Source organism: Sphingobacterium cellulitidis (assembly GCF_043187465.1).
Classification (GTDB): domain Bacteria; phylum Bacteroidota; class Bacteroidia; order Sphingobacteriales; family Sphingobacteriaceae; genus Sphingobacterium; species Sphingobacterium cellulitidis.
Map to the genome: position 1 here is coordinate 63,326 of NZ_CP171136.1, position 13,688 is coordinate 77,013.

The window sequence follows — 13,688 nt, forward strand, 5'->3', positions numbered from 1 at the left end:
AAAAATAATCCTAATAGCAGGATTAATTTGTACGAATAGATAAGCGACCACTATTTCTCTTATGGTAGAGCTGCTAAATAAATCTTTTTTCCTAAGCTTTGTTAAATGAGGAATTGCTGTACAACAATCGGAATAGGTCTTTAAAAGACCTTTCTAATCTTGCTCATTGTTGCAAAAAAAATGACTATCTTAGATTTATAGCAATTGCAGCTAATACGTATGTCAAACCAGTGAGTAATTCGGTGAGCAGGAAAAACATAGGTTTGTAAAACACTGATAAAGAAATTGACACCCCGCAGGTGTTATTCCCCTACGGGCTACAGAAAAAAGCGACTTGAAAAAGTCGCTTTTTTAGTTTATTGTATTCAGTATTTAGTAGTTAGACCTAAGGCTGAATATTCATATCCAACAAATTCATAAAAGAATTTTTCTATTCGATTAACCCCTGCTTTTTTAACTTTTCTAGTATAAGAACATCAACCGCAGAGGTCCTATTTTTATCTTCGTATTTTATCCACTCAAAAGACTCTATTTCACTGGAAGCCATTAATGTTCCTTCGAAATCAGAGAAATAACATAACATTTTTACTAAAACTCCTGGAGCATGACCATCAGCCTGGGCTTCAAATGTTCCAAAAAATTCCACAGTATTTTCCAGAATATGAACATTAAGTTCCTCAAAAACCTCCCTTTTTAAACATTCTATGTCAGATTCGTTGTTTTCTCTTTTTCCTCCTGGGAAGTATAGTTTATTTTTTGATTTGGAAAGAGTACTAAGGATACAATTATTATTTATATGTATCAAAGCCACTTTTTCTATTGTTTTATTTATCATATGATTTGTTTTTATACTTAGGTAGATAAATTTAACTATTTCTGTTTTTGTTCAATAAGCTGAGCTCTTTAACTACTCAAAATTCTATTAACTCTCTATCAAACTGCTTAACAACAGCGGGAGCGATAGAAGGAATGCCATAACGTTCTAAATCTTTCCAAAACTCCTGAGTATAATTGCTTTTTTCATCTAAATAGGCACTCTTATTAAATATGCTTTTCTTCGCTTCAACTTCTTGGTTAGTTAAAAAGCTACGCTCCATTACGTAGAATTCAGATAGGGTTTCATAAGGGAAATATCCCAAATTATTTTTGCGTTTAATACTTCCGATGGTATGGCTATACCAGCTTTGAAGATTTTGTTGAGTAATATCAGAAAGTCTGCCTACATCATAGGTCTCCATCCGAACCTGACTAGTCCGTATTCCTTCAATCCGAAATAGTTTCTTTTTTATCATAGAATCGGGCAGTACAAAATCAATATAGGTTTGAGCTTTTCCATTAGGGTCAATTTTTATTTCACCTACTTTCACCTGTTGTTTATAAATGTTGGCTGAGGTTTCTTGGCTTTTAATTTCGTACTCTTTAGACAAATCAAGGTGAATAGGAGTCGATGAAATATTTGGGATCCTTGGAGGTTCTATGAATGGTCCCATCGCTTCCTTGTAAGCTTTTATAGCCTCCTTATTACCCAAAACCCGATAGGCTTCTATTCTATGTTTTATCTTTGCCTTTTTTTGGGTTAACGGAATATAGAATTTTACAATGCCGTCAGAGAAGTATTTATTTTTGCCATCAAATGTTTCTAAGGCTCGGAAGTAACCTTTAAGGATCAACCACTCCTTTGGCTTATTATTTATTTCGATCTCATCAATCACAAAAGTAGAAGGTGAAAGCTTAACCATTCTTTCCGCCGCTAATATATTTTTTAAGCTTATTTCTTTTGAACGATAGGAAAGATGCTGAAAAGAAAAATTATCAAGGTCTGATAATTTTTCTTCATTCAGATAGATTGTTCCATTCTTATCACTAATAGATATTAAATGACCATTTGAATCAAACACACTTACAGCAGCAATGGGACTGTTAGTAATTGAGTCTAAAAGAACAATTTGACTCCTTGAAATGAATACAATAAAAATAGAAATAATTGATAATATTATTTTAGGCTTCATCTTTTTTTTATAAAATACTTTCCTGTTGTTCTTTTAAAAATTAACTATTGAACCTTATTCATTAGTAAGAAATTATGCCTTCGATAAACTATTTTTCAATGAGTCAAAATTCCAAGTATTAATTGTTAAATTGAATTTCAATTTACCATTTTGGCCATTAATTATGAAAGTGTTTTTCGCATTTATAGGAGCATTCCTTTGTACATATCTCTATGGGCAACAATTTATAGAACCGATTACAATAGGAAAATTTACAGATAGCGTTTACAAAAAGCTAGATCAGGTCAACGCATTAATGTATTTACCCGAGGGATACATAACCCTAGATGCTCCACAACTCCCAGATTCTTTAAGTTTTGCGAATAAAACTAGGGAAGAAATTAATAGTATTATTAAAAAGAGGAATTTAATTAATCCTTATTGGGTGTTTGGATTAGAGCCATTATTAAAAAAAGGGAATATCTATATAAAAGTTGGGTATAGTTGGACTCTTATGTCCTCATATTTTCAATTTAATAATGATGATTTATCAGAGGAAGAGCAACGCAATAAAGTTAACCATGGATTGGTAGCTTATCCAGCAGAATTGGGAACAGAATCTTTTCCTATTGTTGCTAATCCAGGGAAAAATAATAACCAGTTAATAAACGCAGATACTGTTCTTATTTATGAGCCAAAATATTTTTACAAGCTTAATGATACTATTGTTAACTATGCTGTAATGCAGGTAAACCTGATTAAATTTGATCTAGCCAAAATTAGGATATATTATTATTACCCTATCAATGAGAAACAACAAGTATTTAATGAAATCCAAAAAACTTGGGGAATTGTACGTTTTAAAAAAGATAATGAGTTTACTCATCCTTATCGTGTAGGGTTGGATTCGGTTCCATTGAAACAAGATCTATATTGGGGGAAATTCTCTTATATCAATGACCCTCAGCTACTAGCTTCAGAAAGAGAAATCTTGAAAAACAAGAAAATAAGAAAAAAATCTAATCAAATCAGCTTTGAGGCTGATAAATTAGCAATGGAGGGTAATATCGAAGCAGCTATTGTTCAAAATAAAAAGGCCTTAGAATTGGATAAGGAAAATGTATCCGCAAATAGCAATCTAATTTTTATTGCATTGACAAAAAATGATAAAAAAGCCGCTTGGGATTATTGGTCTGAAATGAACTTAAATCTGCCTAACAATTATCAAACTAAATTTAATAAGGGTTTAATTTTCGAACGATTTAAAGAATTAGATAGCGCTGCAATTACATTTAATAGTTTAGCCAACTCCACCGATTCAACTAATACTGCTCCTCGTTTTGAAGAAGCAAAAATATATGCTCAACAAAACAACCTTAAAAAGGCCCAATGGACCTTTGAAAGGGTTCTTAACATTTTTTCTCAAGAACAGCTAAAGTCTAAAAGAGGAGAGACACATAAATTATATACACTTGATCAAGTATTTTCTGTCAGATTAGCCTATGCCCAGTTTTTGCTAAAAAACAATCTATCAAATCAGGCAATATCATTAATGGAAGAAACCTTGGAAGATAATATCAAGGTAATAGATTCTCAACAAAAAAAAGAACGTTTTGCTATCAGAAAAGTTCTTTCAAAAACTAGTTTAGCGGAATTATACTTCCATTTATCCCACAATTATGTTTCATTAAATGATATTCCAAGTGCCAAATTTTATTTAGAAAAAGCAAAAGAAAATGGGAAAATTATTCCGGAGGAATTAGAGCATTTTTTAAGATAGTTATTTAAGTCTCAAAAACCATAACTGATACCAAAAAAGAGTCTCAGAAAAAAAAATCACAATTGTATTAAAGATTATGACACTGAATCGCTGTTCCAAAAATAGGAGTAGGAAAGAGCAAAAATTCTGCTAACTCTTTTTTCTTACTTGTTTCAAGTATTCAGTTGGGGTTTTTCCAAATTCCTTTTTAAAGGCATTCGTGAAATAAGAGGAAGAGGAAATGCCGACTTGGTGCATGACCTGTGTTATGGCAATATCCTCAGTGAGCAATATTTGTCGAGCCCTTTCTAAGCGTATTTTCCGAACATATTCGGAGATACTTAAACCAGTTATTTCCTTTATTTTTTTGAAGAACTTGGATTGGCTCATTCCCATTTCTTGACTCAGGAATCCGACCTTTAAATTAGGATCATCCAAATGCTTATTTAGGATTATCTGTAAATTATGCAGAAATTCTTCATCCCGTTTTTGGAGTAGCTTTGAGAGATTGCTTCTCTGCAATGCGAGCATTGGAAGGTCCTTTTGTTTATTTTCATTAGTTTTTCTTAATTCTAGATCTCTATAGAGCTGTATAAAAGAAGTTATCAAGCAAACTATAAAAATGGAGAGCAATGATTTAAACCACCATAGTTTCCAGAAAGGTGGTATGACGATGATTTTTATGCTTTTCGTTTTCACATTCCAAACCCCATCATTGTTGGCAGCTTTTGCGCTAAAGAGATAGGTTCCAGGTTTTAAATTCGCATAGGTTGCGGTTCGGGATTCATTTACATAATTCCAGTTTTTATCTAGTCCTCCGAGCTTATAGGCGAATTGATTTTTTTTGCTTGAGACAAAATTTAAAGCGGTAAACTGGATACTAAAGGTTGATTGATTGTGTTTAAGGACGATTTCTTTGTTAACGGAAATGTCTTCTTTTAATGAATAATGATTTGGTTTTTCTGCTTGGCTTTTAGGAAATAGTTGAAAATCAGTCCAGAAAATTTCCGGAGCAATTCGATTATACTGCAATTTTTCTGGTTTGAAGAGATTAAATCCATTACTTCCTCCAAATAATAGTTCAGCTTTTTTAGTTTTTAAACAAGCATTTGGACCAAATTCAAGACCCTGCAGCCCATCTGGCATTGTAAAGTGTGTGATTTGCTCTGTTTTAATATGATATTGGAAAAGACCGTTCTTGGTACTGAGCCATAGATTTCCATAATTATCCTCTAATATTCCCTGAATGCTTTCTTCATGTAAGTATAAGTTGCTCTTTGCAGGTAATATTTTGTTTTGCAGTTTATCAAAATAAAATAGTCCCTTCTGCCCAAACCATAGTTTGTTATTTGAATCCTTAAAAATTACTCGGACAGCAATGTTGGGCGGGTTTTTATTGTCGAAATTTGGGATTTTATAACTGGATAGTTGTTCCTTTACAATGTTATACCTTAAGAGGATTCCATTATCTGAGCCAAACCATATATCTCCATCTTCATCCTCCGCTATGCAGTAGTAATTTGTGGAGTTTTGATAACTTTTATTTTTCCATTTTAGTTGTTCAAAAGTTTGATTCTGACTGTTGAATTTATTGATTCCGCCGGAAGAAGTTGCAATCCATAAATTCCCTTTGCTGTCTTCAAATGTTCTCCAGATGTAATTAGAGCTTATAGATAGGGGATTGTCTGGATCATGGGTAAATCGTTTAAAGGTTCCGCTTTTATTGTCAAAAAGATTAATCCCAGCACCCCAAGTACTTACCCATATATTTCCTTTACCATCCTTGACTATATGGAGCACTGCATCTGAAGAAATGCTATGAGGGTTTAAAGGGTCATGTTTGTAATGGTGGAAAATATTATTTTTTCTGTCCCAGGTATTTAATCCTCCGCCATCAGTACCAATATAAATAGTGCCGTCCTGATCTTCAAAAAAGGATTTTACATCTTTATAGCTCAAGCCAGTATTACCTGATCCGGAAGTATAGAATTCAAACTTATCTAATTTGGGGTTGAAGAAATTTACCCCACCCCGATGGGTTCCTAGCCAAATATTACCTTGTTGGTCTTCAAAAAGTGCTGATATTGTCTTTTGGGATAGGCTTTGTGGGTTCGAAGGATTATTTTGGTAATGATGGAATGAATTAAGTTTTTGGTTGAAAAGGCTTAAGCCGCTATTTTCCATACCAACCCAAACTCTATTTATTTGGTCAATAAGAATGCTTTTTACCACTCCGCTTGACAAGCTTGACTGTTCATTTTTCCTGTACTCATAATGATTAAACTGCTTGCTTGTTGGATTTATTCTCACAAGACCTTGACCATTTGTTCCCACCCAGATTGATCCATCCTGATCTTCTTTTATATCATTGACACTTTTGATTGCTCTTAATTCTGGGAATAGCTTTTCTACACTTTTTACCTGGCCATCGGGATTTTTGATAAATAACCCAGATTGACGGCTGCCAATCCATAGATTCCCTTTTTTATCGACTAATAACTTTGTAAAAGTTATTTGGTTCCAGTTTTTTGATAACTCATCTGTAGGTGTAAATCTCTGAAAAAGTTTAGTCTGTTTATTGAAGCTATAAATTCCTTTATTACAGGATAACCACAGTTGTCCTTTTGAATCTTCGGTCATGCAAAGGAAGTTGTTGTCTCCAATAGTGTTTTTTATAAGGTGCTGTTCGAATGAGTCCGTTTCCTCTTTATAAAGGTTTAAGCCATTAGCCGTTAAAATCCAAAGTTGTTTTTGACTATCTACAAATAGGGAGTTAATATAATTATTACTTAGACTATGAGGTTCCTGTGATAGGTTTTTATAGGTTCTAAATTGATAGGCATCGTATCGGTTTAGGCCATTCTCTGTTCCAAGCCAAATGAAGCCATTTTTATCCTGAATTATGGATTCAATGGTGTTGCTGGATAGGCCGTCTTCGGTGTTTAGATTTTTGAAATTTATGCTGGGCTTTGTCTGTGCAGAGCATAATAAAAAAGGGAAACAGCAAATAGACCATATGAAAATACTTAAATAGTATTTGAACATTGTGAATACAGGAATAGGTTAAAATATTACAACAAATAAAACTAATATTATTTTATAATAAAATATTTGTAATAATAAATAATCAAAGATTATTGAGAATTTTATTGAAGTAGTAGTTAGGGTAATATTATCTTCCCTGTTAATCTTTAAGGAAGGGGTTTAAATTTTATAAAAATACGGATTCAAGCAAAAAGAAAACCGATATCAGCAAATGCATTTTTGAGAAAATGATTCAATTTGGGTAGTTGAAAAGAAACCTAAAACTTGGAACCATTTTTTTAATAATGATGAAAATAATAATCAACCTAAGCATAAAGCTATTTTGTTTATTAACAATGAGGGTTTTAATTAATTCATGTAATTCTGGAGAGAAGATCAATGGATTGAATCCCAAAGCAGAATTCTTTCTTGGAACCTTATTTTAGACCGGGTTGCCGTCTTTAAATATAATTTATAATACAAAATTTAGTTTTACTAATGCTCGTGGAAAGGCTCAGTGCTAGTAATAGCTGGGCCTTTTGTTTATTTGTTAAAGAATGATTTTGCGGCTTTCCCACGCCAAACTTCCTCAGGTTTAATTCCAAGCGCGAAGGCTACTGTAGGCGCTAAATCATAAACAATTAGGGGTTCAGTTATGACCTTTCCTTTTGCGACTCCAGGGCCTTTTAATATCCAAGGAACCTCTATTTCCATTAATGACTTTCCACCATGACCTTTTTCGATTCCACCATGATCGGAGACAATCATCAAGAGGGTCTCATTTTCAATTCCGGCCTCTTTTATAGCGTTTTGGATCTCGCCAATTCTTTTATCCACGTTTTTGAGTTCTTCATAATAGCCGGGGCTATCATGGCCAGCATTATGTCCGGCTCCATCAGGTTGATCAAAATGAACAAATAAAAACTCCGGTTTTTCATTTTTTATGAGTTCAATCGCCTTATTTTGAGTTTCTAACTCATTCCCTTCCATTCCGAAATCGTAGTTCAGTATGGGTTTCTCCAAAAGATAGCTGATTCCGCCCCAACTGTAAACAGAGCCAATTTTAGCTTTTGGTTTCTGCTTTTTTATTGCTGTAAAAATGGACGGGAAACGGTCATTCGAAGTTGTGATTGCGGAAGGTATTTCCGGAGTTTGGCTTCCCCAATCGGTATAACCATGCATCGTTGGTCCTGTGCCCATCAGCATGGAAGCCCAATTTACGGCACTCGAAGATGGTAAAACAGTCCTTACATGAAGACTATATGATCCATCTTTCATGATATGCTTCAGATTTGGCATATCTGCCTTTTCTATTGCATAAGCGCCAAGGCCATCAAAGCCAAGTACAATAACATGTTTAGCTTTCTTTTGTCCCAAAACACTTGAGCCCAAAGTCGATAAAATAAGGAATAGGAATAAGGATAGTTTAAGTTTCATGGGTTTTATTGCGGTTAGAGGTAATAAACTATGTTTATCACTACTAAAATAAATAAAACCTTCTGATCCAACAAGTCAATTGTTTCGGCTGAAGAGTATTTGATGTTCTTATTGATTAATAATAATTTATCCAAATAGGATTAAGCAGGTTGACTTTTATTTTTCCTATCTTTCTTAAAAAAATCAATTATGAACCAATCCACTACACTAATCATTGGAGCTGGTCTTTCGGGTTTAGTAGCTGCCTATGAAATCAGCAAGACTGGAAAAAAAGTCATTATGTTGGATCAGGAAAACCGGAACAACCTAGGCGGACAGGCCTTTTGGTCGTTTGGGGGTCTTTTCTTTATAGATTCACCGGAGCAAAGGCGATTATCGGTTAAAGATTCCTTTGAATTGGCAAAACAAGATTGGTTTGGGAGTGCCTCATTTGATAGAGAAGAAGATTATTGGCCGAAACAATGGGCTGATGCCTATTTGAAATTTGCACATGAGGAGAAATACAAATATGTCAAAGATTTAGGTTTGAGTTTCTTTCCGATTGTAGGATGGGCAGAGCGAGGAAATGGGCTTGCAACTGGTCATGGAAATTCGGTTCCTCGTTTTCATATCACCTGGGGTACCGGACCAGGAGTCATCAAGCCCTTTGTTGAGCACACTCTTCAAATGGAAAAAGAAGGTTTGCTTGAATTTAAATTTCGGCATCAAGTCCATAAAATTCACATAGAATCGGAGAATTTGATTCGGGTTTATGGGAATATCCTGAAAGAGGATCATGCTGATCGCGGTGTAGAAAGTAATAGGGACATTATAGATAACTTTGAAATTTCAGTAGAACGGGTGATTATAGCTAGTGGTGGGATTGGAGCCAATATTGAAATGGTTCGGAAACAGTGGCCAACGCGTTTAGGGAATCCACCTGAAAGGATGGTTTGTGGTGTTCCGGCTTACGTTGATGGGAAAATGCTTCAGGCTGCTGAGGCTGCAAATGTGAGGTTGATCAATAAAGATCGGATGTGGCATTATACTGAAGGGCTTGAAAATTGGAACCCAATCTGGCCAAATCATGGGATTCGGATACTTCCTGGACCTTCGTCCATTTGGTTGGATGCCTTTGGAAAAAGATTGCCAGCGCCTTTCTATCCTGGATTTGATACACTTGGAACTTTAAAATATATACAAAGTACCGGTAAGTCGTATTCCTGGTTTATATTGAATCAAAGTATCATCAAAAAGGAATTTGCACTTTCAGGGTCGGAGCAGAATCCAGACCTTACAAACAAAGACTATAAACTCATTGTGAAAAGACTTTTTGGAAAAAAAGCAACAGGGCCAGTGGAAGCGTTCAAAGAGCATGGGAAGGACTTTGTTATTGCAAACTCCTTGGAAGACCTTGTTCAGGGGATGAATGAGTTGAGCAATGAACATTTATTGGATTTTGACAATATTCGGGAAATATTGGAAAGTCGAGATCGAGAGTTAGACAATAAGTTTACAAAGGACTTCCAGATCAGCTATATTCAAAATACTAGGAGGTATTTTGGTGACAAGATAGCGCGTACGGCAAAGCCACATAAAATCCTAGACCAGGGGCATTATCCTTTGATTGCAGTGCGGTTGAATATTCTTACCCGGAAAACCCTTGGCGGAATTGAAACGAATCTGAATGGACAGGCTTTCAATCAAGATGGCAAGTTAATTCCTAATTTATTTGCTGTTGGGGAAGCTGCAGGATTTGGTGGCGGCGGAATGCATGGCTATAATTCCCTTGAAGGTACATTTTTAGGAGGATGTATTTTTACAGGAATGACAGTCGGTCGATATATTTCTAAGCAGAAATAATATCCAGACCAAAACTTATTTGCATAATATTTATTTCTATTTCTCAAGGCTAGTCCTTGATAATCAGGGTATTTTTGAGCATTTTTGAAAACTTTAAACTGAATTTCGTTTAAAGGATACAGCCGTAATCAATGTTTTTCAAATATTTTAACAAAATGTTTGAAAAATGAAAAACTATTATCTAACTTTAATCAAGCGATGAACAAAAGAGAACAGGTAAAGAGTCGGATCGAGCAAGCCGCGATGGATTGTTTTGAACGATATGGTTTGGATAAAACCACTTTAGAAGATATAGCTAAGGCAGTGGGCCTTAATAAAACATCGTTATACTATTATTATAAAAAGAAGGAAGACATTTTTATAGAGGTTGCCTTACGTGAGGGAGAGAAATATATTCAGACCCTACAAGAGGCTACATCTGAGAAAAGTGAAATCGAAGAATGTGTTGCGTTTTATCTGGAATCCAGATTTAATTATTACACACAGGTTTTAAATATGAATCGGGTTTCTGTAGAAACCTTACATAAACTTCTTCCGAGATTTTTTGAATTATATGATGCATTGATGCATCGTGAGAAAGAATTCTTGACAGCTTTATTAGAGAAAGCTATTCAAGAGAAGAAAATTAGAATGAAAGATCCCAAGGAGGTGGCTTCAGTTCTAATCAATTTCACGGATGCATTGAAACATAATGTTGAGCAACAAGCTATTCTCAAAAGAGAAACCAATATAGACTATACTCAAAGCCTTAAAGACATTAAAACACTCGTGACTTTAATATTTGAAGGAATAAAGTAAACCTAGCAGATCCCCGAGGCAATTGAGTAAAATGCTGCTTGTTTGTAATTTTAACTGATTATAAACTAACCAAATAACCATGAGAAACATTGCCTATTTGATTTTGGTGATTTGCTTTCTTACGCCTTTTACCGCGCTGTCCCAACAGGTGATACAAGGAAATGTGAAGAACAAAATTACCCAAGAGCCCGCCGCGGCGATTTCCATTCGTGTAAAGGACGACCGTGCCGGGACATTTACCGATGATAAAGGAAATTTTCAATTACGATTGAATAAAGGATTTCCAGCTACCTTAATCATCTCTTCTATTGGCTATGAACAACAAGAAATAGTCGTAGAAAATAATCAAAAAGCCATTCAGATAGAGCTGAATCCTACCTCTACACTGGCGCAAGAGATTGTTATCTCTGCCAGCAGGTCCGTTCAGACGAAATTATCCTCTCCCGTAACTATTGAGCAAATCAGTACCAAAGACGTACAGAATTCACCACAAATCAACTATATGGATATGGTCCAAGGTCTGAGAGGTGTCGATGTAACAGTGTCAAGTATTGGGTTTACCTCAGTAACAACAAGAGGTTTTAATACAAGTGGTAATACGAACTTTACTCAGATTGTGGATGGAATGGATAACCAGGCTCCTGGATTAAACTTTCCTTTGGGTTCCGTGATCGGTCTTACACAATTGGATGTTGATAATATAGAGCTTCTTTCAGGAGCATCTTCCGCACTATATGGTTCCAGGGGCTTGAATGGTACCATGGTGATGACTGGAAAAGATCCTTTCAAATACAAAGGTTTGAGCGTCTTGGTTACCCAAGGTGTTAACCATATTAATAATAAAAACAATAATGATCCAATCTCTCCATCGCCGGTGTATGATTGGGTAATCCGTTATGCAAACTCCGTAAATGATAAATTGGCCTATAAAATTAATGCACAGTATTCGAAAGCCAATGACTGGGTTGCAAATAACATGCAAAACAAAAATGGTCCCGGTGGTCCGGATGTAGATCCAAATTATAATGGAATCAATATGTACGGGGGAGCAACATCGACGGACATTAATCCATTTATGTATGCGGCGATGATGGGAAATCCAGAGTTGGCCCCCTTAATTGAGCCTATGCTGGCAAACCCGAATTATGTTGCCAGAACAGGATATCCAGAACACCGCTATTTGGACAATAATGCCAATGTTTTTAAGGTAAATGCTGAGTTGAGATATCGGATCAACCCGAATTTGGAGGCTATTGCATCCGGAACGTTCGGAACAGGAAATATTGTTTATACAAATGATACCAGGTATCAAATTAACGACTTTAAAGTAGGTCAATATCGTTTGGAATTAAAGAGTGATGATTGGTTCTTAAGAACATATACCACAAGAGAAAATTCAGGAAATACACTTATTGCTGGACCTACTGCACAGTTAATAAATGAAGCTTGGAAAGTAAGTTATGATGGTAATGTTGGAGGTTGGTATCCGGAATATACCGAAGCCTTTATTACGGCATTAGCAACAGGATCTTCACAACAAGAAGCGCATATCGCAGCACGACAATTTGCAGATCAAGGCCGATTGCTGGAAGGTACGCCAGAATTTAATGAGTTGAAAAAGAAAATTTCTCAAACTCCTATTTCAGAAGGCGGAACCCTGTTCTTAGATCGTTCCAAGCTATATAATACAGAGTTTCAATACAACTTCAGAAAGTTGATTACCTTCATGGATGTAATAGCGGGTGTTAACTGGAGAATTTATAACCTGGACTCTAAAAACACCTTATTCCCAGATAAGGATAAACCAATCAATGTAAATGAATACAGTGGCTATCTTTCATTAGGAAAACGCTTGCTGGAAGAAAGGTTGAATCTGAATACCTCTTTCCGCTTGGATAAAAACACCCTATTTGGAAAGCCTAAATTAACATCGAGAGCATCGGCAGTATTTCGTACAGCAAATCAGAACTACTTGAGGTTCTCCTATCAGAATGCATATAGCTTCCCTTCCAATATTCAAGCCTTGCAGAATACGATGAATGGCTATAATAGTTTCTCTTCAGGAGGGTCAAATCTATTGTTAAACGAACATTATCATTTCAATGAATATCCGCCATACACTTTAGCGAGTGTTCAGGAGTTTCAGCAGAGCAATGATCCATCGGTTTTGAAAAAATTTGAATACGATGATATCAAACCGCAAACCGTAAATTCATTTGAATTAGGTTATGCAGCATTAATTGCGAAAAGAGTAATGTTTGATGTGTTGGGTTATTATTCAACTTGGGAAAACTTTATCGGTTATGCTAATGTTGCGAACAGCCCAGGCACCGATGATCCTAATGCATTTAAGGATCAAAGTAAATATATGGTCTATAACATTGCCTTCAACGGAGGCGAAACAGTAAATACCTATGGTTATGCGGCTTCGGTAAGTGTAGATCTTGGCAAGAACTTCATGACTAAGGTGAATTATTATTCAGATTTCTTAAAAAACAAAAACAATAGCCAAATCAATAATTTCAATACACCGAACTACCATGTAAACATGGAATTTGGAAATTCAGGATTTGGAAAAAAACAAGTTTGGTCATTTAATACTACCTTGAGGTATAAACCAGGGTACCATTATGCAGTTGCAGGGGGCTTAGGTGAAGGTGAGGTGCCATCATCAGCTGTTATTGATGCACAAATAAGCTATAAGATCCTTAAAGCTCGTTCAGGAATAAGGATTGGCGGAACAAATATTACCAATAAATACTATTCTACCGGTATTGCCAATCCTAGAATAGGAGCAATGTATTATGTGAGCTATGCTTATAATATTTTTTAAGATTAAC

Annotated in this window: 8 protein-coding genes and 1 pseudogene; 4 read left to right on the forward strand and 5 right to left on the reverse strand. The window is 35.3% G+C overall.

Annotation, left to right across the window (positions count from 1 at the left end):
• Positions 1-430: 430 nt before the first annotated feature.
• Together ACF3OC_RS00325 and ACF3OC_RS00330 are read right to left on the reverse strand one after the other, a co-directional pair.
• Positions 431-835 (reverse strand): NUDIX domain-containing protein, encoded by a 405-nt coding sequence (locus ACF3OC_RS00325; RefSeq protein WP_094281247.1) that lies wholly within the window; start codon positions 833-835, stop codon positions 431-433.
• Positions 836-911: 76 nt separating this feature from the next.
• The gene (locus ACF3OC_RS00330) at positions 912-2,009 is read right to left on the reverse strand and encodes a hypothetical protein (RefSeq protein ID WP_094281249.1); all 1,098 of its coding nucleotides are present in this window, start codon (positions 2,007-2,009) and stop codon (positions 912-914) included.
• A 163-nt stretch (positions 2,010-2,172) separates the two neighbouring features.
• Here ACF3OC_RS00330 and ACF3OC_RS00335 point away from each other — a divergent pair, with 163 nt between their 5' ends.
• Positions 2,173-3,768, forward strand: coding sequence for a lipopolysaccharide assembly protein LapB (locus tag ACF3OC_RS00335; RefSeq protein ID WP_094281251.1), 1,596 nt, complete (start codon positions 2,173-2,175; stop codon positions 3,766-3,768).
• Between the two features lie 129 nt (positions 3,769-3,897).
• Here ACF3OC_RS00335 and ACF3OC_RS00340 read toward each other — a convergent pair whose 3' ends face one another.
• From ACF3OC_RS00340 to ACF3OC_RS00350, 3 genes and pseudogenes are all read right to left on the reverse strand, one after another.
• Positions 3,898-6,387, reverse strand: coding sequence for a two-component regulator propeller domain-containing protein (locus tag ACF3OC_RS00340; protein ID WP_392471627.1), 2,490 nt, complete (start codon positions 6,385-6,387; stop codon positions 3,898-3,900).
• Between the two features lie 93 nt (positions 6,388-6,480).
• Positions 6,481-6,792 (reverse strand): annotated as a pseudogene (locus ACF3OC_RS00345) (two-component regulator propeller domain-containing protein); the annotation flags it as partial.
• A gap of 522 nt (positions 6,793-7,314) precedes the next feature.
• Positions 7,315-8,208 carry an alkaline phosphatase gene (locus tag ACF3OC_RS00350; RefSeq protein ID WP_094281257.1) on the reverse strand — a complete coding sequence of 298 codons (894 nt, stop codon included), beginning with the start codon at positions 8,206-8,208 and terminating at the stop codon, positions 7,315-7,317.
• Between the two features lie 189 nt (positions 8,209-8,397).
• On the opposite strand from ACF3OC_RS00350, the gene ACF3OC_RS00355 reads away from it, so the two are divergent.
• From ACF3OC_RS00355 to ACF3OC_RS00365, 3 genes are all read left to right on the forward strand, one after another.
• A complete protein-coding gene (locus ACF3OC_RS00355; RefSeq protein WP_094281259.1) occupies positions 8,398-10,050 on the forward strand; it encodes an FAD-binding dehydrogenase in 1,653 nt (550 codons plus the stop codon).
• A 198-nt stretch (positions 10,051-10,248) separates the two neighbouring features.
• Positions 10,249-10,848, forward strand: a complete 600-nt coding sequence (locus ACF3OC_RS00360) for a TetR/AcrR family transcriptional regulator (RefSeq protein WP_094257507.1) — start codon at positions 10,249-10,251, stop codon at positions 10,846-10,848.
• 79 nt (positions 10,849-10,927) lie between these two features.
• Positions 10,928-13,681, forward strand: a complete 2,754-nt coding sequence (locus ACF3OC_RS00365) for a carboxypeptidase-like regulatory domain-containing protein (protein WP_094281263.1) — start codon at positions 10,928-10,930, stop codon at positions 13,679-13,681.
• Positions 13,682-13,688: the final 7 nt, after the last annotated feature.